Genomic DNA, 20,853 nt, shown 5'->3' with positions numbered 1-20,853 from the left:
ACAACTGCGCAGAAGTTTAACAAAGTCATTACGAAAAAGCCCCGCCTTCAGGCAGGGCTTTTGACTTAGCGCAGAAACTTATTCGGGTTGTTCATCCGGATGGGAGATGCGATAGACATAGGCCGCAACTACATGAACCTTGTCCTTGCCGAGAATGTCTTGCCAGGCTGGCATAACACCGTGACGGCCATCGCGAATAGTGGCAGCTACCGCTTTCTCACTGCCGCCATACAGCCAGATGCTGTCGGTCAGGTTCGGCGCAGCACCGGCAGCAACCGGCAGGCCATTGAGGTAGGCGCCTTTACCGTTGGCACCGTGACAAGCGGCACACATGGCAAATTTTGCTTTACCGGCATCGGCCAGTGGCTGGTTGACCTTACGACCCGACAGGCTCAGCACGTAAGCCGTCATTTCTTTCACCCCTTGCTCACCCAGAGCAGCACCCCAGCCGGGCATTTGCGCCTGACGGCCATGCAAGATGGTCTGCTCGATGATCTCGGGGGTTCCGCCATACAGCCAATCTTTGTCTGTCAGGTTGGGGAAGCCTCGGGCACCTTTACCGGTAGCACCGTGACACTGTGAGCAGTTCTGCAGGAACAAGCGCTGACCGGCTTTTAATGCTTCCTTGTCATAGGCCAGTTCCTTGATTGGCCGCTGCCCGTAGGCCGCAAAAATAGCACCGTACTGATCATCGGCATGTGCCATTTCGCGGTTGTATTCCACCAGCTTACCGGCAGCCATGGCGGCTTTTTCTTTGTCTTGCAGAACCGCCAAAGAACAGTTGCCTTTGTCATCACAGGGGTTCTGAATGGACGATTGCCAGCCCAGCAAGCCTTTGTAGTTGCCCAGCCCTGGCATCAGTATCAGATACCCCAGGCCAAAAGCGATGGTGAACCAGAACATGTAGTACCACCATTTCGGCAGCGGATTGTTGATTTCAACAATGCCATCGAAAGAGTGTTCCATCAGTTCGCCTTCGGCCACATTGGTGGTGTTATGGCGTGCCCAGTACAGCACCACTGCACAGCCAGCAATGACCAGCAGCGTAAGCACGATGATCCAAATACTCCAGAAGCTACTCATTGTTTTGACTCCTGATTCTTGCTTTTCTCAGAGGTGTCATCGTCGTCAAACACCAGGTTGGCGGCTTCATCAAACTGCTTTTTGCGGCGCGATGAATAAGCCCACACAACAATACCGATAAACAGCACCAGTATTACCAGTGTCACGACCCCTCTAAAGGTTCCGTATTCCATTTTGCTCCCCTTACTTCAGGGCTTTGCCTAAAGACTGCAGGTAAGCAACCAGGGCATCCATTTCGGTATGGCCTTTGACTTGCTGCTCGGCATTGGCAATTTGCTCGTCGCTATAGGGCACGCCAAAACTGCGGAAGATTTTCATCTTTTTCGCGGTCAGCTTACCGTCGAGCTTCTGCTCATTGAGCCAGGGGTAGGCCGGCATGATCGACTCCGGCACCACAGCACGAGGGTCAGTCAGGTGTACCCGATGCCAGTCATCGGAATAACGGCCGCCGAGCCGGGCCAAATCAGGGCCAGTACGCTTGGAACCCCACAAGAAAGGGTGCTCCCAGACCGATTCACCGGCAACCGAGTAATGGCCATAGCGCTCCGTTTCATGACGGAACGGACGCACCATCTGACTGTGACAACCCACACAACCTTCACGGATGTAGATGTCACGGCCTTCCAGCTCCAGAGCGGTGTATGGCTTGAGGCCTTTAACCGGTTCGGTGGTCTGCCCCTGGAACATCAGCGGGGTGATCTCCACCAGGCCACCAAAGGAAATGGCGATAACGATAAAGATCGCCAACCAGCCGGCATTTTTTTCTATAAATTCATGTTTGTTTTTCACGTCACACCTCCTTATGCCAGCTGTTCTTCAGGCTGCGCTTGCAAGGCCCCTTTGGGGGCAAACACAGTGCGGTAGGTGTTGTATGCCATTACCAGCATGCCGCTCACAAAGAACAGGCCACCGATAAAGCGCATGATGTAAAACGGTTTGGAAGCAACCACGGTATCCACGAAGGAATACACCAGGGTGCCGTCCGGGTTAACGGCGCGCCACATCATTCCCTGCATCACTCCGCTGATCCACATCGCCACGATGTAAAGCACGACACCGATAGTGGCCAGCCAGAAATGGGTGTTAATGAGTTTTACCGAGTACATGCGGCTTTGCCCAAACAATACGGGGATCAAGTGGTATAGCGAGCCAATGGACACCATTGCCACCCAGCCCAAGGCGCCGGAGTGAACATGGCCAATGGTCCAGTCGGTATAGTGAGACAAGGCGTTGACGGTCTTGATCGCCATCATCGGTCCTTCAAAAGTGGACATGCCGTAGAACGACAGTGACACAATCAGGAACCGCAAAATGGGGTCAGTACGCAGCTTATGCCAAGCACCGGACAGGGTCATGATGCCATTGATCATCCCGCCCCATGAGGGAGCGAACAGGATAATGGACATCACCATCCCCAGGGTCTGGGTCCAGTCGGGCAGGGCGGTATAATGCAGATGGTGCGGGCCTGCCCAGATATATGTCGCAATCAGTGCCCAGAAGTGCACGATAGACAGCCGGTAAGAGTAGACCGGGCGGCCAGCCTGCTTGGGTACGAAGTAATACATCATCCCCAAAAAGCCTGCTGTCAGCAAAAAGCCTACCGCATTATGGCCATACCACCACTGCACCATGGCGTCGACAGCACCGGCATACAGTGAGTAAGACTTCCATGCTGACAATGGTACTTCTGCCGAGTTAACGATATGCAATACCGCAACAGTCAGGATGAAGGCGCCAAAAAACCAGTTGGCCACATAAATGTGGCTGGTCTTTCGTTTCACCAAAGTACCGAAAAAGACAATGGCATAAGCAACCCAGACCACCGCAATGGCCACATCAATAGGCCACTCCAACTCCGCATATTCTTTGGAGGTAGTGAAGCCCATTGGCAGGGTAATGGCAGCGGCAACAATAATTGCTTGCCACCCCCAGAAGGTAAACGCCGCCAATTTGTCGCTGAATAACCGTACCTGACAGGTCCGCTGCACTACATAGTACGAGGTGGCAAACAGCGCGCTGGTACCAAAAGCAAAGATCACCGCGTTGGTGTGCAATGGTCTCAGGCGACTGTAAGTCAGCCAGGGAATATCAAAGTTCAGTGCCGGCCAAACCAGCTGGGCGGCAATGAACACCCCCACTGTCATACCGACAATACCCCACAGCACTGTAACAAGGGCAAATTGGCGGACGACAGTGTAGTTATAGTCAGCATGAGAATGTGTTTGACTCATCATTTTGCTTCCGCTGCTATGTGTTTTAACTACACGACTGCTCAGGAAAAGCTCCCAAGCAGAGCCTATACGGCGCCATAGTCTACCTGAATCAACCCAAACTACTAACTCAAATTAAACACAAATGAGATAATGAGCTAACCAAAAAAGAACCTGGGCAACCTTGGCGATACGTTACGATCCAAAGCGTAACCTTAACCTGTGCCAGATCAAGGCCTTGTGCAGTAACAAATCGCAAGATGTTGCCATTGTGATAACGGGAGAGAAAGGTGTCAGTTCTTCGTACAAAAACGCTGGCATTGCTGGCCACAGCGCTAGTACTGCCAGCCCAGGCCAGCATGGTCAGCTGCGATCTGAATATGGGTAGCTGTTCCCAAGGGCCTTTGACCGTGAGCATGACGCCAAGTCAGCCAGTTGCTGAACAACCTGTCACATTTACTATCAGCAGCTCAGCCAAGGCTGTACCAACTCTGGTACGGGTCAGTGGTGTTTCCATGTATATGGGTGACGTACCAATGCTGTTAAAAAAACACGGCAACCAATGGACGGGCCAAGTGACGCTAGCACGCTGCGTACATAACGCCATGGTCTGGGGTTTTGAACTCAATGGCCGGCATTACATATTTACTGTTGTAAACAGCCCCAGCACTGAACATGACACGCAGCACAGCCATCACCACGAGGTAATGGGAAAATGACTAATACCACCGCAACGTATAAGTCTATTGGTAAACTCCAGCCCTAGCCCCAGTCACAATTGCGCATAATGTATATTATGTTAAATGAGGTAATTAAACGAACCACCCTGTATTCCCACCTATTATCTGCGGCCCGGATACGCCAGGCCGCAGGCACCTTACTAAAGCACCGACTGGCTGAATATCACTCCGGCAACCAGCACTAAAAAAACGGCAAAGCCTTTTCGCATCAGCTCTCTGGGAATGCGTTCACCAACCCAGATCCCGGCAATACTGCCGGCTATCCCGCCGCCAATCATGATGGCAATAACCTGCCAATCAAACGCGCTAGCGCTCATACTTTGCAGGTATTTCGCAAAACCGGCAGCAGAGTTCATGGCAATGATCGTTAAACTGGTACCGGTTGCTAATGCCAGCGGTAACCTCGCCAGTAACACCAGAGCAGGCACGATCAAAAAGCCACCACCAACCCCGACAAAACCGGTGATGACACCAACAACAACCCCATTGGCCAGTAACGGTAATGGCTTGGCGCTACCATGGGCAACAGCCGCGTCAGGCACGCGGCTACGCCACATCAACACCGCTGCCGCCAGCATTAACAGCACAAACACCGTCAACTGGACATGGCTGGATGACAAGTGCCCTAAAGTGGCCCCGATAACGGTACCGGCCATGCCGGGCAAGCCAAACAGCATGACGTGATACCAGGATACCTGTCGCCGTTGCATCTTGATCAAACCACTAAACAGACTGATGCCAAACACCACCAGCAATGATGACGCAATGGCCAGATCCGGTGGCATGCCCACCAGGTACAACAATACCGGTACAGTCAGAATGGAGCCCCCGGAGCCTAACAGCCCCAGACTTAAGCCAATAACCAACGCACCGAATACAACGCTCAGCATGCCTTTTGTTCCTTATAATGTGTTGATGGGTATTTTCAGGTAACGCACTCCATTTTGCTCAGCCGGCGGCAGCTGCCCTGCCCTGATATTCACCTGGATGGACGGTAAAATAAGCCGCGGCATCGCCAGTGTGGCATCGCGCGCCTCGCGGCGGGCAACAAATTCATCTTCGCTGATCGCACTACCCACATGGATGTTATTTACGCGTTGTTGCGCCACCGTTGTTTGATACTGGTGGCCTCGACCTTCGGTCGGGTAATCGTGGCAGACATAAATCGCCATATCGTCGGGTAGAGCCAGCAGTTTCTGAATAGACCGATATAGCGTTACGGCACTGCCTCCAGGAAAGTCACAACGGGCAGTACCCACATCAGGCATAAATAATGTATCGCAAACAAAGGCCGCTTGCTCATTGATGATATAGGCTAAATCGGCAGGTGTGTGGCCGGGTGTATGCATTACCCGGATTTGCATATGTCCGACTGCCAATACATCACCGTCATCGAAAAGGCGATCGAACTGGGCACCATTGGGTAAAAACTCTTTCTCTAGATGAAATACGTCTTTAAAGATGTTCTGCACTTGCGTGATGTGACGACCAATACCAATGCGAGCTCCGAGCCTATCGCGTAGATAAGGCGCTGCAGACAGTAGTCTTGAAACAACCTCTGCAATGTCCATTTCATGGACTATGGTATAGGACCAAACCGCTGTCGAATCAAACTCGCCGCACTTCTAGCCGGCTATCTCCGAGGTTTCCTCGGCGAGTTCAACGCTTTAAACAGCGGGAAACGGGAGCGCAGCGAGTGGTTTTTCGCTGCTTTAACTTGTTATGTGATAAGTCCACGTTGAACAAACTCCCTTTCAGTGCTGATGCGGGTTGAAGCTAGCCTTGGGGGCTTTCAACACCGCTCCCGCTGGCTGCACACAATAACCAATTCCGGCTCCATACTGTCGACTTGCGCTGAATGCGCCACTATTGGTACTTAATCATAGCTCCTGCACCTTGCCAAGGTGGCGCTACCGGCACAACCGTTTTGCTGATGCGGAATTCAATGCAGGCCCACAGCCCTATTCGTTAACCAAAGTTAAGTGCCTGGGCTGACTGCCACAGTGAAACGGAACAGGACCGAACACTTGCAACCTCAGACAACGTTTCCAATGTTCTCAAACCAGCGGCAAATAACGCACCGCTTAGGAGCAATGTTGGTTGGTGTTAAACTTGGCGCTAGCGACGAGAACACCAACCGTTGTTCATTGTCACACTATAGCGGCTTGTTAGCTGTACTTTGTACTATGCCTGATTTGCAGCCATTTTAAACAAAAAGTAGCCAAATCCAGAAAAAGCCAAAACTCCAACAATAGCCATAACTGCTAGTGTTTTCGATTTGAAGATTGAACTAAGCAATGCAAATTCTGTTTGCATACGTAATAGATCTAAAGGGTCATTTGACTCTTTTAATTTAGGCTTATTACCTTTCTGTTCCATTTAATCAAATTCCTTGTTGACAATACTTCTAGTGCAGCTAACGCCCGCATTTGGGGCCGTAGTGGAGCGCAGCGGAACGGAGGTCCCAACCCACGCAGTGGGCGCACAACATGCGCTTGTTAAGTGTTTGCACAGAGCTTGGCATAAATTACCTTTTGGGCAGCTTCTGACTTCGAATTTTCAAAGCGATCGAACAGACCAAACCAGTACAATCTCTCGTTCATGGTCATGCCCCCAATGCCTTCTATGGCCTCCTTTTTAAATTTACACCAGAGGCGATACAAGTGATTATGTGTTTCCTCTCTTTCAATCCAGGAATTGCCAAAGAATCGCTCAATTGAATCTGCCAGCTCAATGGCATCAGTGTCGTCCTGCTTCCATTCTGAAAGATACTTTCCCAGACGAGAAACCACTCCATCATCTGAGAACTTTTCAACTTCCTTAATATATTCGTCGTAGTTCATTCTGACACTTAACGCAAAGCACACGGGCGGTAAAACGCGTTAGCGTTTGACGTCCCAGCGACCAACGGGAGCGAGTGATGCGCCTTGTTAGTTGCCAACGCTGACACTTACCCATAAATATGCAAAATATAAGACTGCCGCTATGTACAAAGCTGAAATTAAAACATTTAGCTTCCACAAGCTTACCCAAAAATATCCTTTGAAATAAGTTTTTTGCCGCACATCCTCTTTGAACAATGCAATAGACGATGGCACCAACATAAGAGCAGACCAACCAAGCATAGGTAAAACCATAAACATGATGCCTAACCCCGACGCCCCGGCTGAAGCTTCAGATGTTTCACTATCGATCGGCGCTAACAAATAAAAGCCTAACGCTATAGCTGAAAGTGCAAGTAAAAAACCCAGTAATTGAAGAGTTCTCATGATCGCCCTTGGCAACTAACGCCCGCATTTGGGGCCGTAGTGGAGCGCAGCGGAACGGAGGTCCCAACCCACGCAGTGGGCGCACAACATGCGCTTGTTAAGTGTTTGCACAGAGCTTGGCATAAATTACCTTTTGGGCAGCTTCTGACTTCGAATTTTCAAAGCGATCGAACAGACCAAACCAGTACAATCTCTCGTTCATGGTCATGCCCCCAATGCCTTCTATGGCCTCCTTTTTAAATTTACACCAGAGGCGATACAAGTGATTATGTGTTTCCTCTCTTTCAATCCAGGAATTGCCAAAGAATCGCTCAATTGAATCTGCCAGCTCAATGGCATCAGTGTCGTCCTGCTTCCATTCTGAAAGATACTTTCCCAGACGAGAAACCACTCCATCATCTGAGAACTTTTCAACTTCCTTAATATATTCGTCGTAGTTCATTCTGACACTTAACGCCGCCAACACGGGCCGAGCGAAGCGAGGTCCAGCCCGCGCTTTTTGCGGGCGATGTGCTTGGCCTTGTTAAGCATGGAGTCAAAAACCAACGATGAAAGATGGAATACCCAACGGGGGATAAGCTTTCATAGTGCAAAGCACCAAGAAAAACCATATAACAGAAAAAACGATACCCACATAAATCGGAATTCTACTCACAGAGTAGCGTTTGAGTATAAGACTGTTAGAAATTCTATGGCCATGGTTTTTCAAGCGATCTTGTACCATATCTCGATATCTACCTACCTCGTCATGAAATAGGTAAAACTTCTTTCTTCTACCGGATGCACCATTACTCATTGATTCAAGTAGCTCTCGCTCAATTTGATGCAAAACCTCTTCCCAGTATTCTTGCCAAAATTTAGCGCCTGCTGCCATTTGTGCTTGAAAAACTGACACTAAAAATCCTGCTAAGCACACCATAAAGCTTACGACAGGTTTGGCATGAGAAGATTGAATAAGACCAGCAAGTAAGACACCCTGGAATATCATAAAAAAATTGTTTCTTTGAACCAGCATGGAAATTTCAAAATTTCTAGTTTCCAGAGTGGTTTTGAATAATGCCTTCAGTGCTAGAACATCTTCATCTTCTCTATCATCAGAAGATTGATTGACAATGACGGCAACTTTTGTGGATTTATCATTTCTTTCACTATTATTTTGGTCGCTTTCTGACACACAATTCTCCCTACTAGAAATGCTTAACGCCGTGGTTTGGGGCAGCCGAAGCAACGCGTAGGCTGTCCCAGACGCGTAGCGGCGAACAACACCACCTTGTTAGGCGCATTCAAGGTGTGCACTATTAGTATTACCGTTATTGAGTGACTTTAAGCTAACGATGAAGTTGTCCAATTGCGCTGGCTCAGTTGACAAATACAGTGTTGCTTCGCTAGCTACATTCTTCTTGCCAAAATCTTCATACTCCGATTGGGCTTTTACAGTAATGTGAACTCTGCCTTTTTCTTGAAAGTGGAACCTAGCTTGAAAGGCTCCACTAGCATATTCGGGGCCGAACGAGCCAAATTCAATATCGTAGATTCCGCCATACACCTGATGCTTAAATGTATCCAAAGCCGATATTGTTTCATCGAAGGTTCCATAGCCCACATAGACTTTATTCACGAAAACCGACGCGCCGTCACAAGAAGATATTTTGAATTCATACATATCTTCATCATGCCATATATTTTCAAAGGTAATTCCTGGCTTCATTTCTTCCATTCGCCTAACGCCCGCATTTGCGGCAGGTTTGGAGCGCAGCGGAAAACCAGTCCGACAACATGCGCTTGTTACGTTTTGATGCTTGTAACATCGTTAATACACTGAAAAATAACTGGCTGTTTATCTTTAAGTTGAAATTCAATCTCTGAGCCGCCGGGAACCACCTTACCGCTGCACTGTATTATTTCAGCACCTTTTATACACAGCTTCTCGGCTAAATCTATTAACGGATAGCCAGTATCATCGCTTCTTGAAGCCAGCTCATCTTCTAAGCCTTCGTTACCGTTACGCCAAAAGACAATTCCACAATCGAAGTACAGCCTAAACCAATGGTTGGTAACTCTTAAATAGACCACATTGGCTGGTTCTTCTAGAACTCCGTCACACCAGAATTCCTGCACAATCAGCTCTTGAAGAGATTGTTTTTCTATCGCTGGCCAGTGGCCATTTACTTCTAGCTCTTCCATATTTCAAGAAACGTAACAGCTTATTAGTGTGAATTCGCGATAATGTCGGCGGTGTTGCTGGTGTTGCGCCCCTGCTTTCTTCATGTTAATCCCTTAATTTCAGTGCGTTAGCTCTCTTTGCTGGCCGTGTTTTGGTCTTGAGCTGTTCGGGCAAAGCGAGACTTTAGTGTAAACGAGGTCTCGATCAAAACGCAATGCTGTTGGTTTTTTGTTTTATTCCAATAGGTTACGTATTGGCTTTAGAGGCAAAGCGAGAATTAGTTCGCGATAAAAAACGCTTGAATTGGCTAAATGATGAGCTTTCTATTATAACTGTATATATGTACAGCTATGTGATATGGGAGTTAATGATGGGTCGCTCTGCTTTTATGGAAACGTTGCGCACTGAACTGCGTACTCGCCAATACAGTATTCGTACTGAGAAATGTTATATGCATTGGGTTCGCTGCTTAATTCGCTTTCATGGCATGCTCCATCCGGGAAAGATGGACAATCAGCATATCGAGGCTTTTTTAAACCATCTTGCAGCGAACCGGAAGGTGAGTCCGGCGACTCAGAATCTGGCCCTATGTGCCATCGTCTTTATGTACCGTCATGTATTGCATCGGGAGCTGGTTGGCTTGGCTTATGGTTACGCAAAAGCCCCCCGTAATTTACCTACGGTTTTAAGCCCTCAGGAGGTAAATGCCATACTGTCATTTATGCGAGGACAAACGAAGCTGCTCACCGCCCTGCTCTACGGTTCGGGGCTGCGCATCCATGAAGCATTGAGACTCCGGGTAAAAGACGTAAATTTTTATGATCATTCCTTGTTTATCTTCCGGGGTAAGGGAGGCAAAGATCGTTATACCCTGTTACCTGAGGGGTTGGTCACGCCGCTAAAGGCACAAATTCAAACGGCTTTGACTATTCATCAGCAGGATCTGGACGAGGGTTACGGGTCAACATCGGTTTTGCCGTCACTGCATAAAAAATACGGGGATTCGCTTAAAGACTTCTCCTGGCAATATGTATTTCCTTCTGTCACCCGTTGCCAACACCCTCATGATGGCTATATTTGTCGGCATCATTTACACCCTTCCAGTTACCGCAAGCAGTTGAGAAAAGCGGTGCTTCAGGCGCAAATCAACAAACGGGTAACGGCTCATACCTTCAGGCATTCCTTTGCAACTCGCTTACTGCAACAAGGCACTGATATACGTACAGTCCAGGAGCTGCTTGGCCATACCGATTTAAAAACCACGGAAATTTATACTCATGTGGTAGGAAACCGTCGAGCCGGCACCTTGAGCCCGGTTGATGCGCTGTTAAGAAACGATATTAATGAAGGATTGTTGCCTTATAACGCCGCATAAAAAAGGCGACCCAGATGATCAGCATGGGCATGCGTTTCGAGGATCCACCCTACCTCAAGCTCGTTAGCCTGAATATAGGCAAGGATCTTATCAACACTATCTGTAGCAGTCCGGCCCGACTTATAGTCAAAATCAAGCACTGGATCGATAATGACTGCGCCACTGCTGAGAGTGTCAGCTACCACGTAGCTGAAAGTTTCGCTGTCGTTATCGAGAAAAGCTTCAACTTTCAATGTGTTGGGCATAATGGTTTACTCCTTAGTCGCTGATAACAAAGGGGGCCTTGGCCCCCTTTGTTTAATATTAACGACTTATAGTTTGCGCTTGCTGAAGTACCAGTCAGTGTAGTCATAGCCTGCATCTTTGCGGCCTTTAGCTTCCTCCATGGTAGCCGGTGGTGGCACGATGACATCATCCCCTTCGTGCCAGTTTTCTGGTGTAGCGACACCGTTAGCATCACTGGTTTGCAAAGCCTTCACCAAACGTACAAATTCATCAACCGAACGGCCATTACTCATCGGGTAATAGACCATGGCACGCAAAATACCCTCTGGATCAATAAGGAAGGTTGCGCGCACCGCAGAGGTATCACTGGCGCCAGGTTGCACCATGCCATAGGCATTGGCTACTGCCATTGATAAGTCAGCGATGATTGGGAAAGGAATGGTCACGCCAAACTTTTCTTCGATATTTCGTGACCAGGCAATGTGTGAATGGACACTGTCAATCGACAGCCCCAGTAGTTCGCAGTTTAGGGCCGCAAAATCATCTGCACGTTTGGCAAAAGCCATAAACTCCGTGGTGCAAACGGGAGTGAAGTCAGCCGGGTGAGAAAACAGCACCAGCCATTTTCCCTTGTAGTCAGCCAGTGTCTTCACACCGTGAGTGGTTTTTGCCTCAAAAGCCGGCGCCGGTTTATTTAACTGTGGGAAAGCAAGTGTTGTATCAGTCATAAGGGTTCTCCTGGGGGATATCAATGAACACATATGACAATATAGAATATACAAATAACATGTGGTTATAAATAAAGGCAATGAACACGTTCGTATAAATCGATTGCTTGCTACGCAAGCCGCGCTGCTACAGCAAAGGCATGATAAAATCCCTTTTTTAATGGAATTGATGTTGCCATGTCAGCCACCCGCCTACCGGCCACTGCACTTTATAAACATATCCCCCCCTGTCAGGTGGAGCCTGCTGATGGCTTTTTGGTTGGCCAATTGCCTGCCGTACGTGAATTACAGCAGGCACAGGCTGACCGCCGCCCTCAGGCACATGTTTTTGCGTCGGCACCGTTGGAAATAATGGACTTACCGGCCATGGTAAGCGCCGCCCTGGTTAACGGCACCAGCCATGCGCCCTATTATGACTGGTGCTATATCGAAAGTGCCGGCGATCCTCAGCGGCCAATATGCCTGCCATTGCTGCCAGGTCAGGGCCAGGCCTTTTACCAGCAGTTACGTGAGACGTCGGCCCCTCTGTCTTTAGCAACATTACCTATCGCCGATGAGGCGCACCGACAACAACTGGGTGCCCTGCTGGCTGACGGCAGCATTACGGTGAAAATGCTGGTCAGCCAGCAGCAGGCGGAGGCTCCTGTTGTCTACTGCCAGCATGTCACCGAGGAACGCCTGTTTGGTACTTTGGCAGCCAGTGAGCAAGCCGACCTTAACAGCATCATCGCCGGTGATCTCCATAAAGCCAATGGCGGATATCTGCTGCTCCCTGCCGCAGCCATGCGCACCGCCCCCACATTGTGGTTCAGGCTCAAAGCAGCGCTGTTAAGCCAGCAACTCCCTTGGCAACCAGTCAAAAACGGGTATGCACCTGAACCGGTGCCATTATCGTTGAAGCTCATCCTGCTAGGTGATCGCCAGGACTATCTGGAGTTACTGGACCTGGATAGGGAATTGCCGGTACTGGCGCCCTACTTTGCAGAATTCAAAGCGGAGCTGCCGTTAGAGGAAGCTCCAGCCTTGGCTGCGCACCTGGCTTGGCGCTGCCAGCAGCACAACTGGCGGCCAGCCACTGATGATGCCCTGGCGACACTGCTGCAATACAGTTGCCGACTGGCTGAAGATCAGCAGCGGTTACTGCTGGCCCACCACCGCTTTGATGAAGTTCTGGCCCGGGCAGATACCCTTACTCAGGGTGGCCGCATAGACGCCAAGGCCATAGCAGAGGCTATCGCCCAACGTCAGCATGCTCTGGCACTGCCCCAGCATGTTTCTCAGGACAGCATATTGCGCCAGCACATCATTATTGACTCTAGTGGCACCAAAATAGGCCAAGTCAATGGTCTGACGGTGTTGGATCTTGGTAACGTCGTATTTGGCGAACCCACCCGGATCACTGCCACAGTGCATTTTGGTGATGGTGACGTCATGGATATTGAGCGCAAGTGTGAACTCGGCGGCAATCTGCACGCCAAGGGCGTCATGATCCTATCTGCGTTTATTGCCAGCCACTTTGCCAAGCAAAACCCATTGCCGTTATCAGCCTCGCTGGTGTTTGAGCAGTCATACAATGAGGTGGATGGCGACTCCGCCTCCGCCGCCGAACTGGTGGCGCTGTTATCTGCCTTGGCAGAACTGCCAGTGCGTCAGGATATCGCCATTACCGGTGCGGTCGATCAGTTCGGTAATGTCCAAGCTATCGGCGCCATTAATGCCAAGGTTGAAGGCTTCTACGCCTTGTGCAAAGCCCGGGGTCTTTCTGGTGAACAAGGGGTGTTGATACCCCACGCCAATGCGCAGCAGTTGATGCTGTCACAGGAAATGCGTCAAGCCGTCACAAAAAGACGGTTTCATATCTGGGTTATTGAACATATTGAAGATGCACTGGCATTGCTGCTGGCTACCCCCGCCGGAAAAGCCAACCCAGAGGGGCAATACCCAGCAGATTCAGTGTACGGCCGTATACATGCCAGCCTGGCGAAGCTCAATGATCCGGATGAGGGTACAGGAAGTCTGTGGAACCTCTTTAAAACCAGGTTCAAACGCTGAATTTGCTCGCTGGTCTGCGTTGTTTAGCGTACAGTTGTTCGCTAACCTTGGCGGCGATTTGCAATGAAGGATAACCACAGTGCATACAGACAAACACAGTTTCAACCGTGACGAATTACTGGCCTGCTCTCGGGGTGAGTTATTTGGCCCCGGTAACAGCCAGCTGCCAGCCCCCAATATGCTGATGATTGACCGCATTTCCCACATTGCACTGGAGGGTGGTGAATACGGCAAAGGCGAAGTGGTGGCAGAGCTGGATATCAACCCTGATCTGTGGTTTTTTGACTGTCACTTCCCTGGCGACCCGGTCATGCCAGGCTGCCTTGGGCTTGATGCCATGTGGCAACTGGTCGGCTTTTTCCTCGGCTGGCAGGGTGGCCCCGGCAAGGGCCGGGCATTGGGGGTTGGCGAAGTCAAATTTACTGGCCAGATCCTGCCAACGGCCAAAAAAGTAACTTACCGTATCTCCATCAAGCGCTTGATCAATCGTAGCCTCATCATGGGCATCGGTGATGGTGAAGTGGCAGTAGATGGCCGTGTTATTTATACCGCCAAGGATCTTAAGGTCGGGTTATTTAAAGACACCTCCAGCTTCTGAGGTCCTTTCCAGCAAAAAGCCCTGCATATGCAGGGCTTTTTTGTTACTTGAGGGCTACACCGTTCATGACTCTGTCTTCGATTGCGGCTCGCCAACCTGACAGCCAGTGACTTCGCGCGTCGAGGTTCTGATAAGGACAAGCTTCTTTGGAGCGGCCTCCGATACCGGCTTGGTAACCACGGGATAGCGCTCTTTCAAGACGGTCACGTTTTTGTCTCTTCATGCGGGAAATCCTCTTGTACAGCGGAAAAAGAAACGGTAGGGCGATGCCCTACCCCTCCATCTTTAGGCTTTTTCGAGGCACGAAGCAAACAGTGATCGCTCATTGTAGTTGAATCAGTCAGGTAAATAGTTGACTTGTTTCTGAATTTTTTATTTCAAAAAAAACCGCCCTGATGGGCGGCTATCTATCGTCAAACTCGATTATGTCGACGTCGCCAAAATCCTAGCCCGGCCATCGCCAACACGCCCCAAAAACCAAAGCTGGCGCCTTTGCGTTTATAGGGCTGATCCTGCTCGGCAGTACAGCTTTGCGGTGTATCGGCTGTCGGCACCAGTTTGACTGCCCGCAGCACATATTGCTTGTTGCCATCGGCATCCAGTATCGGTGCACCGCTGCTGTCACGTAAGGTAGTAACAGCTGTGGCGGCTATATCACCGTTATCATTAATGGCAACTGCATCTTCCAGCACCCAATCAGCTCGGGCATTACAGGTGCTACCGGAATAATCCTGGGTTACCAGGCTACTGTCAAATTCCAGCAAATTATTTAGATCCGTGAAAGTCTTCGTGCTGGTGTCATAAATAAAGGCATGACGTCGGCGGCTGCTGGACGGCGGCAACCGCTCCCAATCGGCAGAACCAACAACCAGCCCCTGGTCGTTAATGGCATTGGCAGTCGAATTAGCCGAAGCATAAAAAGTATCCGGGTAGCTGATGCTGTCATCCTGAGTGTTGTATACGAAGAATTGCTTCAGTGTATAAGAACCATCTTGCTTTGTACGAGCACCCACTACAATACCACTATTATTGATATCGTTGGCCTCAGAACTCAGGAAATTGTCAGAGTTAACATCATTAATGGCTTTAATTGCTTTACCTGTATTGAGGTCAAAGACCGTTGCTACAGCACCCTGGCCACCAGCTCCTACCAGTAGGTTCCCATTACTATTTCTATCCACAGAGGTTCCAACAGCAATGCCATTGCTATTTACAGCTCTGAGCGACGAGACTATATTTTCTTCTAATTCATTGCCCTGTTTGCTGATTAATCCTCCAAGGGCAACAGGAGCACCTAAAGATCCATTACTGATGGGCCAATATGTTGCTTGATCTTGGTATTTACCACTTCCAGGGATACCTATTAGACCAGAGCTTCTGAAACATAATATGGCAGGAACCCCAATAGTACTGCTATTGCACCCGTCATATGCACTCTGTCCAGATGACGTAAGTGCGACAGATGATGTGCCAACCGCCCATTGGCTGTTTGCATCAGCAATCAGTGATTCACCACCAATTCTATCTGCACCTGCTGTTTCACCACTATCGACACCAGGCAGCGTATAAACTGGCTGTGCTACTTGAGTTCCTTGTGCATTCTCAAGGAACCCTCTTACATAGAACTGACGATAATACCCAGTGGCAGAATTGCCGTCCGAATCCTGATAAGAAGTCTGTTGCCATATTGCACTGCCATTACCGAATTTGTTTTGATCGGATACTTTCATCAACTTTGACCAAACACTTATATCAGTGTTTGCACTCGAGCCGAAGGCTTTATCCAGAGTAATATCAGGGGCACTTAAAAAGCCAAATGACGTTCCAGCAACTTTCATAGATAAATCAGTTGCTGAAACAAGCTCCCCCTTTAACTTCATTGTACTGGACAGTGAAGCTAGTTGGTCGGAGTCTAAAAAGCCCATGTTATCGACATAAGTATCGCTATCAGCGTTATAACGAATACGACTAATGATTGCACCGACAATGCGCCCATCAGGCGTTATAGACTGTGCTTGAATATTATATTTACCAACTGGGCCGTCAATGACCTCCAGCCGGTAGCTGCTGGCAGCCATGGCCTGAGTGGTGGCCAAGGCGACCAGCGAAAGAGATAAGAGGTGTTTTTTCATGAAATCTGTTTTCCTGCACGAGACTCTTTATTGTTGAGCGTCCAACGTTTCCCACCGGGCAAAGGCCGTTTCCAGGGCCTGCTCCAGCTCGGCAAGCTGATCAAGGATCGGCTGCGTGTCGCTGACGGGGCGGCTGAAAAAGTCAGCCGCATTGATTTGATCCTGCACTTCGACCACTTGTGCTTCCAGTTGTTCAATGCGCTGAGGCAGGGCCTCCAATTCGCGCTGATCCTTGTAACTGAGCTTGGCCGCTTTTGCTTTCGGCTTACTTTTAGTCGCCGCTGTTGTATTGCTGGTTAGCGCCGGTTTTTGTTCTGGCTTTTGTTGCCGGGCCAGCGCCAGGGCGGCATCACTATAACCACCGGCATGCACGCTGACTTTACCGTTACCTTCAAACCACAGGGTACTGGTGACACACTCGTCAATAAAGGCCCGATCGTGACTGACCAGCAATAATGTCCCCTGATAGTCGCCCAGCAGTTCTTCCAGCAATTCAAGGGTTTCAATATCCAGATCGTTGGTAGGCTCGTCAAGAACCAGCAGGTTAGATGGCCGCGCAAAGAGTTTTGCCAGTAACAGCCGGTTACGCTCACCGCCAGACAGCACTTTTACCGGCACCCGGGCTCGGGCGGGGGTAAACAGGAAATCCTGCAGGTAGCCCAGCACGTGGCGACTACGGCCACCAGAGAGCACTTCCTGTTTTCCGTCGGCCACCTGCTCTGCAGCTGAAAGTTCGGGGTTAAGTACCGCCCGATGCTGATCAAAATAGGCCACTTCCAGGTTGGTGCCCTGGCGAACCTGGCCACTATCGGCAGGCAAATCTCCCAGCAGGGTTTTGATCAGGGTCGTTTTGCCACAGCCATTAGGGCCAACCAGCGCCAGGCGATCGCCTCGCTGCACCACCATGGTCAAATCATCCACCAGCGCTTCATCCTGATAGCGAATACCCAGGTGCTGTACATCAAACACCAGCTTGCCTGAACGTTCAGCTTCTTCAACCTGGCCCCTGGCCTTACCGATCACCGAGCGCCGTTCAGCATGTTCCTGGCGCAGGGCTTTGAGCGCCCTGACCCGGCCTTCATTACGGGTGCGCCGGGCTTTAATGCCCTGACGGATCCAGGCTTCTTCCTGCGCCAGCTTCTTATCAAACAGTGCCTGTTGCTCTGCTTCTATGCGCAAATCATCGGCCTTGGCGCTGAGGTACTGGTCATAACTCAGGTCATAGCGGGTCAGCTGGCCACGGTCCAAATCGAGGATCCCGGTTGCCACCTGGCGAATAAACTGGCGGTCGTGGCTGATAAATAAAATGGCCCCTGAGAAGTTCTTACAAAACTGCTCCAGCCACTGAATCGACTCAATATCCAGATGGTTGGTGGGTTCATCCAGCAATAAAACCGTTGGCTCACTCACTAGCGCCCGGGCCAGAGCCACGCGCCGCAACCAGCCGCCAGAGAGCTCCGCCAGGTTTTCATCGCCGGTCAGCGAGACGGTGGTCAAAGCTCTTTGCACCTGGGTTTCCAGCTGCCAGCCATCACTCGCATCCAGTTGTGATTGCAAGCTGGCCAGCTGCTGCAGGGCGGCTTTGTCATCGGGTTGCTGGGCAAGCTGGTGAGAAACCTGATGGTAAGCCGTGATCAGCGCACCTTGCTCTGCCAGCGCTTCGGCCACATAGGCATAAGCTGTCATGCCCGCTCGGGGAGGTGGGTCCTGAGACAAGCGGGCAACACTGCGATCTTGATGGAACTGCAAGGTGCCATCATCCAGGCCCATATCACCACTGATGATTTTCATCAGGGTCGATTTGCCGGTGCCATTGCGCCCAACCAGACACAAGCGCTCACCTTCATTGAGACTGAAGCCCGTACTATCAAGCAGTGGCGCATCCGAAAAGGACAAATAGCCATTGCTTAGGGTCAGCACTGCGGCCATACAAAATCCTTGAGCTGTTGTTCATTAAAAGGCCAATACAGTTCCCGCCCCTGCTCGTCAGCCAGTACCGGGATATGGCAGCCATAACGCTGCTGCCACTGCGTATTGTCCATGATATCCACCACTGTCACGGTAATATTCAAGCGTCGGCATAACGCTGTCGCCTGTTCACAGAGATGGCAGCCGTCGGTGGAATATAACCTCATGGCTGGAGATCCAGTTCAAAGCAAACGTGGATATGCGGGTTGCGCTTGTAATCCTCTGGCAAGGTTTGAGCACTGATGTCAGTAATGTTGAAACCCAGCGCTGCCACTCCCTCGTTATCCAGCTTGAAGTGCCGTTTATTGTTGGAAAAAAGTACCTTGGCGCCTGGCAACAACACCCGACGGATGGCTTGTAACAACGCCAGGTGATCACGTTGCACATCAAAGCTGTCTTCCATACGTTTGGAGTTGGAAAAGGTCGGTGGGTCTACAAACACCAAATCAAAACGTTCTTCACACTGCGCCAGCCATTCCAGGCAATTGGCCTGGATGAAACGGTGACTGTTGCCGGAAAAGCCATTTTTATAGAGGTTACGTTCCGCCCACTCAATGTAGGTTCGGGACATATCAACGGACGTTGTGCTAACAGCGCCGCCTTTGGCAGCATGTACTGTGGCGCTGCCGGTGTAGCAAAACAGATTCAAAAAGCGCTTACCAGCGGCCAGCTGCCCCAGGTGTTTACGGGTCAACCGGTGGTCTAAGAACAGGCCGCTATCCAGGTAATCATAGAGATTGACCCGAAACTGGGCGCCATACTCTTGCACCCAGAAATATTCCTGGCGTGCTTCCAGTTTTTGATACTGATTACTGCCACTTTGCCGGCTGCGGGTTTTAACTGCGATCTGCCCTGCATCCACACCGGTTACCGCGGCACTGGCCACAATCATGTCCTGTAATCGGCGAGCGGCTTTTTGTGGCTCTATTTCCTTGGGTGCCGCATATTCCTGGATCACCAGATAATCGCCATAGCGGTCAATGGCAGCGTTATATTCCGGCAAATCGGCATCATATAAACGATACGCCTCAATGCCTTCTCGGCGCGCCCACTTGGCCAGTTTCTGCTGATTTTTCTTCAATCGGTTAGCAAAGGCTTCAACCGGGCCACTGACAACTGACTCGCTGAGCTCCAGTCCTTTTCCTTCACCCTGCTGTTCATTGATTTCATAACTGGCCAGCACACATTCAATGGCGCCATTGTTCAGGGGCCACTGCTGTTGTTTGACCAGCTTCAGTTGACGCAGGCTCTCCGGACTCCCAGTGTAAACACCCATCTTCCAACCCATGAAAATACGAGCCTTTACACCAATCAAACGGTAAAGGTACAGTACTTCCGCCAGGTCACCCAAGCGTTCACCGTAAGGGGGGTTGGTAACCAGCAGGCCACGCTCACCCGGCTTATCAGCCAAGTCCTCAAGACTCTGCTGGGCAAAGGTAATAGCCCGCCCTACACCGGCGGCTTTAGCATTACGGCGCGCCTTTTCGATAACCCGGTGATCACTGTCATAACCAAAAAAGTGAGCAGATATGGGCTTGGCTTGCTCAATGGCCTCTTTGAGCATGGCGGTCCAGAGCTTGCTGTCATGGCCAAGCCAGTGCTCAAAAGCAAACTGCCGTTTAAGCCCCGGGGCTCTATGGCCACGCATCAATGCCGCTTCAATGACCAGGGTGCCGGAGCCACACATCGGGTCCAGAAGATAGCTCAGGCTGTCATCTTTGTGCCAGCCCATCTTGTACAAAATAGCGGCGGCCAAGGACTCTTTTAACGGCGCCTCACCGGTACCAGTACGGTAGCCGCGCTGATGCAGTGGTTTACCCGCCAAGTCCAGATAGAGGGCCAACCCCTGGCGGCTAAGGTGAGCGTGAATGCGAATGTCTGGCTCTTTGACATCCACTTCCGGGCGGCGCCCTCGCTCTTCGCGAAACACATCCACCACCGCATCTTTGACCTTCATGGCACCAAACTGGCTATGCCGAATGGCCTGGTTGCTGCCGGTAAAATCGACAGCAATACGGCAGTTAACATCAAACAGGGTGGGCCAGAGTACGGTGCTGGCCAGCTCATAGATACTGTCAGCGTCCTGAGCCGGGCCTTCGGTCAGTGGCCACAGCACCCGACTGGCCAAACGCGACCATAAGCAGATGCGATAAGCGTTGGCGAGCGTGGCTTCTGCCCGTACTCCACCACGGCCGGCTTTGGCCGTAATATCCAACGCAGCCAGCTCGTCCACCAGCAGTGTTTCCATAGCCGGCGCACACGTAATAAAAAGTTGAGACATGGGAGATTCCTGACCGAATAGGCCGCCG

At 50.5% G+C, this 20,853-nt stretch carries 24 protein-coding genes; 4 read left to right on the top strand and 20 right to left on the bottom strand.

Annotation, left to right across the window (positions count from 1 at the left end; all coding sequences use genetic code 11):
• Positions 1–78 precede the first annotated feature (78 nt).
• The 4 genes from ccoP to ccoN are packed head-to-tail and all read right to left on the bottom strand — an operon-like array spanning position 79 to position 3,317.
• Positions 79–1,083 carry a cytochrome-c oxidase, cbb3-type subunit III gene (gene ccoP / locus WDB70_RS06610; RefSeq protein WP_406667822.1) on the bottom strand — a complete coding sequence of 335 codons (1,005 nt, stop codon included), beginning with the start codon at positions 1,081–1,083 and terminating at the stop codon, positions 79–81.
• Positions 1,080–1,256 (bottom strand): cbb3-type cytochrome oxidase subunit 3, encoded by a 177-nt coding sequence (locus WDB70_RS06605; protein ID WP_406667820.1) that lies wholly within the window; start codon positions 1,254–1,256, stop codon positions 1,080–1,082. The genes ccoP and WDB70_RS06605 overlap by 4 nt, the downstream gene beginning before the upstream one ends.
• A gap of 10 nt (positions 1,257–1,266) precedes the next feature.
• Positions 1,267–1,872, bottom strand: a complete 606-nt coding sequence (ccoO, locus tag WDB70_RS06600; RefSeq protein WP_406667818.1) for a cytochrome-c oxidase, cbb3-type subunit II — start codon at positions 1,870–1,872, stop codon at positions 1,267–1,269.
• An 11-nt stretch (positions 1,873–1,883) separates the two neighbouring features.
• A complete protein-coding gene (gene ccoN / locus WDB70_RS06595; RefSeq protein WP_406667816.1) occupies positions 1,884–3,317 on the bottom strand; it encodes a cytochrome-c oxidase, cbb3-type subunit I in 1,434 nt (477 codons plus the stop codon).
• Positions 3,318–3,583: 266 nt separating this feature from the next.
• Between ccoN and WDB70_RS06590 the strand changes: the two genes are divergently transcribed.
• Entirely contained in the window at positions 3,584–4,012 is a 429-nt protein-coding gene (locus tag WDB70_RS06590) for a hypothetical protein (protein ID WP_406667814.1), read from the top strand.
• Between the two features lie 161 nt (positions 4,013–4,173).
• On the opposite strand, the gene WDB70_RS06585 is transcribed toward WDB70_RS06590, so the two are convergent.
• The 9 genes from WDB70_RS06585 to WDB70_RS06545 form a co-directional block, all read right to left on the bottom strand.
• The gene (locus WDB70_RS06585; protein ID WP_406667812.1) at positions 4,174–4,923 is read right to left on the bottom strand and encodes a sulfite exporter TauE/SafE family protein; all 750 of its coding nucleotides are present in this window, start codon (positions 4,921–4,923) and stop codon (positions 4,174–4,176) included.
• A 12-nt stretch (positions 4,924–4,935) separates the two neighbouring features.
• On the bottom strand, positions 4,936–5,604 hold the full coding sequence (locus tag WDB70_RS06580) for an MBL fold metallo-hydrolase (protein WP_406667810.1): 669 nt from the start codon (positions 5,602–5,604) through the stop codon (positions 4,936–4,938).
• Positions 5,605–6,217: 613 nt separating this feature from the next.
• A complete protein-coding gene (locus WDB70_RS06575) occupies positions 6,218–6,412 on the bottom strand; it encodes a hypothetical protein (RefSeq protein ID WP_406667808.1) in 195 nt (64 codons plus the stop codon).
• 119 nt (positions 6,413–6,531) lie between these two features.
• Positions 6,532–6,876 carry a hypothetical protein gene (locus WDB70_RS06570; RefSeq protein WP_406667805.1) on the bottom strand — a complete coding sequence of 115 codons (345 nt, stop codon included), beginning with the start codon at positions 6,874–6,876 and terminating at the stop codon, positions 6,532–6,534.
• 87 nt (positions 6,877–6,963) lie between these two features.
• Positions 6,964–7,302, bottom strand: coding sequence for a hypothetical protein (locus WDB70_RS06565; RefSeq protein WP_347693121.1), 339 nt, complete (start codon positions 7,300–7,302; stop codon positions 6,964–6,966).
• Positions 7,303–7,399: 97 nt separating this feature from the next.
• A complete protein-coding gene (locus tag WDB70_RS06560; protein ID WP_406667805.1) occupies positions 7,400–7,744 on the bottom strand; it encodes a hypothetical protein in 345 nt (114 codons plus the stop codon).
• Between the two features lie 93 nt (positions 7,745–7,837).
• Positions 7,838–8,476 carry a hypothetical protein gene (locus WDB70_RS06555; RefSeq protein WP_406667803.1) on the bottom strand — a complete coding sequence of 213 codons (639 nt, stop codon included), beginning with the start codon at positions 8,474–8,476 and terminating at the stop codon, positions 7,838–7,840.
• A gap of 99 nt (positions 8,477–8,575) precedes the next feature.
• On the bottom strand, positions 8,576–9,019 hold the full coding sequence (locus tag WDB70_RS06550; protein WP_406667801.1) for a hypothetical protein: 444 nt from the start codon (positions 9,017–9,019) through the stop codon (positions 8,576–8,578).
• 68 nt (positions 9,020–9,087) lie between these two features.
• Entirely contained in the window at positions 9,088–9,486 is a 399-nt protein-coding gene (locus WDB70_RS06545; RefSeq protein WP_406667799.1) for a hypothetical protein, read from the bottom strand.
• A gap of 194 nt (positions 9,487–9,680) precedes the next feature.
• Between WDB70_RS06545 and WDB70_RS06540 the strand changes: the two genes are divergently transcribed.
• Positions 9,681–10,841: an integron integrase gene (locus WDB70_RS06540; RefSeq protein WP_406667797.1), complete on the top strand. Its 1,161-nt coding sequence runs from the start codon at positions 9,681–9,683 to the stop codon at positions 10,839–10,841.
• Here WDB70_RS06540 and WDB70_RS06535 read toward each other — a convergent pair.
• Both WDB70_RS06535 and WDB70_RS06530 read right to left on the bottom strand, forming a co-directional pair.
• On the bottom strand, positions 10,826–11,086 hold the full coding sequence (locus tag WDB70_RS06535; protein WP_406667795.1) for an MBL fold metallo-hydrolase: 261 nt from the start codon (positions 11,084–11,086) through the stop codon (positions 10,826–10,828). The two genes, WDB70_RS06540 and WDB70_RS06535, sit on opposite strands and share 16 nt — an antisense overlap.
• A 66-nt stretch (positions 11,087–11,152) precedes the next feature.
• Complete coding sequence (locus WDB70_RS06530) at positions 11,153–11,794, bottom strand: peroxiredoxin (protein ID WP_406667793.1); 642 nt, start codon at positions 11,792–11,794, stop codon at positions 11,153–11,155.
• A 177-nt stretch (positions 11,795–11,971) separates the two neighbouring features.
• Between WDB70_RS06530 and WDB70_RS06525 the strand changes: the two genes are divergently transcribed.
• Together WDB70_RS06525 and fabA are read left to right on the top strand one after the other, a co-directional pair.
• Positions 11,972–13,846: an AAA family ATPase gene (locus tag WDB70_RS06525; RefSeq protein ID WP_406667791.1), complete on the top strand. Its 1,875-nt coding sequence runs from the start codon at positions 11,972–11,974 to the stop codon at positions 13,844–13,846.
• 79 nt (positions 13,847–13,925) lie between these two features.
• On the top strand, positions 13,926–14,444 hold the full coding sequence (gene fabA / locus WDB70_RS06520; RefSeq protein WP_406667789.1) for a 3-hydroxyacyl-[acyl-carrier-protein] dehydratase FabA: 519 nt from the start codon (positions 13,926–13,928) through the stop codon (positions 14,442–14,444).
• 43 nt (positions 14,445–14,487) lie between these two features.
• Here fabA and rmf read toward each other — a convergent pair whose 3' ends face one another.
• From rmf to rlmKL, 5 genes are all read right to left on the bottom strand, one after another.
• Positions 14,488–14,667 carry a ribosome modulation factor gene (gene rmf, locus WDB70_RS06515; protein ID WP_406667787.1) on the bottom strand — a complete coding sequence of 60 codons (180 nt, stop codon included), beginning with the start codon at positions 14,665–14,667 and terminating at the stop codon, positions 14,488–14,490.
• Positions 14,668–14,857: 190 nt separating this feature from the next.
• Positions 14,858–16,576, bottom strand: coding sequence for a DUF3466 family protein (locus WDB70_RS06510; RefSeq protein ID WP_406667785.1), 1,719 nt, complete (start codon positions 16,574–16,576; stop codon positions 14,858–14,860).
• Between the two features lie 27 nt (positions 16,577–16,603).
• Positions 16,604–18,505: an ABC transporter ATP-binding protein gene (locus WDB70_RS06505; protein WP_406667783.1), complete on the bottom strand. Its 1,902-nt coding sequence runs from the start codon at positions 18,503–18,505 to the stop codon at positions 16,604–16,606.
• The gene (locus WDB70_RS06500) at positions 18,490–18,711 is read right to left on the bottom strand and encodes a glutaredoxin family protein (protein WP_406667781.1); all 222 of its coding nucleotides are present in this window, start codon (positions 18,709–18,711) and stop codon (positions 18,490–18,492) included. The genes WDB70_RS06505 and WDB70_RS06500 overlap by 16 nt, the downstream gene beginning before the upstream one ends.
• Positions 18,708–20,825 carry a bifunctional 23S rRNA (guanine(2069)-N(7))-methyltransferase RlmK/23S rRNA (guanine(2445)-N(2))-methyltransferase RlmL gene (rlmKL, locus tag WDB70_RS06495; protein ID WP_406667779.1) on the bottom strand — a complete coding sequence of 706 codons (2,118 nt, stop codon included), beginning with the start codon at positions 20,823–20,825 and terminating at the stop codon, positions 18,708–18,710. The genes WDB70_RS06500 and rlmKL overlap by 4 nt, the downstream gene beginning before the upstream one ends.
• Positions 20,826–20,853: the final 28 nt, after the last annotated feature.

Origin of the sequence: Gallaecimonas aegicerasi (assembly GCF_045291545.1) — a bacterium.
Classification (GTDB): domain Bacteria; phylum Pseudomonadota; class Gammaproteobacteria; order Enterobacterales; family Gallaecimonadaceae; genus Gallaecimonas.
The sequence above is the reverse complement of the archived record's forward strand: the minus strand, read 5'-3'. Positions and strand labels throughout refer to the sequence as shown.

Coding starts and splice junctions, on each gene's coding strand:
- WDB70_RS06535 (WP_406667795.1), bottom strand. CDS start 11,086: ATGCCCAACACATTGAAAGTTGAAGCTTTTCTCGATAACGACAGCGAA.
- WDB70_RS06585 (WP_406667812.1), bottom strand. CDS start 4,923: ATGCTGAGCGTTGTATTCGGTGCGTTGGTTATTGGCTTAAGTCTGGGG.
- rmf (WP_406667787.1), bottom strand. CDS start 14,667: ATGAAGAGACAAAAACGTGACCGTCTTGAAAGAGCGCTATCCCGTGGT.
- WDB70_RS06575 (WP_406667808.1), bottom strand. CDS start 6,412: ATGGAACAGAAAGGTAATAAGCCTAAATTAAAAGAGTCAAATGACCCT.
- rlmKL (WP_406667779.1), bottom strand. CDS start 20,825: ATGTCTCAACTTTTTATTACGTGTGCGCCGGCTATGGAAACACTGCTG.
- WDB70_RS06580 (WP_406667810.1), bottom strand. CDS start 5,604: ATGGACATTGCAGAGGTTGTTTCAAGACTACTGTCTGCAGCGCCTTAT.
- WDB70_RS06560 (WP_406667805.1), bottom strand. CDS start 7,744: ATGAACTACGACGAATATATTAAGGAAGTTGAAAAGTTCTCAGATGAT.
- WDB70_RS06550 (WP_406667801.1), bottom strand. CDS start 9,019: ATGGAAGAAATGAAGCCAGGAATTACCTTTGAAAATATATGGCATGAT.
- WDB70_RS06540 (WP_406667797.1), top strand. CDS start 9,681: ATGCTGTTGGTTTTTTGTTTTATTCCAATAGGTTACGTATTGGCTTTA.
- ccoP (WP_406667822.1), bottom strand. CDS start 1,083: ATGAGTAGCTTCTGGAGTATTTGGATCATCGTGCTTACGCTGCTGGTC.
- WDB70_RS06605 (WP_406667820.1), bottom strand. CDS start 1,256: ATGGAATACGGAACCTTTAGAGGGGTCGTGACACTGGTAATACTGGTG.
- WDB70_RS06505 (WP_406667783.1), bottom strand. CDS start 18,505: ATGGCCGCAGTGCTGACCCTAAGCAATGGCTATTTGTCCTTTTCGGAT.
- WDB70_RS06545 (WP_406667799.1), bottom strand. CDS start 9,486: ATGGAAGAGCTAGAAGTAAATGGCCACTGGCCAGCGATAGAAAAACAA.
- WDB70_RS06565 (WP_347693121.1), bottom strand. CDS start 7,302: ATGAGAACTCTTCAATTACTGGGTTTTTTACTTGCACTTTCAGCTATA.
- WDB70_RS06570 (WP_406667805.1), bottom strand. CDS start 6,876: ATGAACTACGACGAATATATTAAGGAAGTTGAAAAGTTCTCAGATGAT.
- WDB70_RS06530 (WP_406667793.1), bottom strand. CDS start 11,794: ATGACTGATACAACACTTGCTTTCCCACAGTTAAATAAACCGGCGCCG.
- ccoN (WP_406667816.1), bottom strand. CDS start 3,317: ATGATGAGTCAAACACATTCTCATGCTGACTATAACTACACTGTCGTC.
- WDB70_RS06510 (WP_406667785.1), bottom strand. CDS start 16,576: ATGAAAAAACACCTCTTATCTCTTTCGCTGGTCGCCTTGGCCACCACT.
- WDB70_RS06500 (WP_406667781.1), bottom strand. CDS start 18,711: ATGAGGTTATATTCCACCGACGGCTGCCATCTCTGTGAACAGGCGACA.
- WDB70_RS06525 (WP_406667791.1), top strand. CDS start 11,972: ATGTCAGCCACCCGCCTACCGGCCACTGCACTTTATAAACATATCCCC.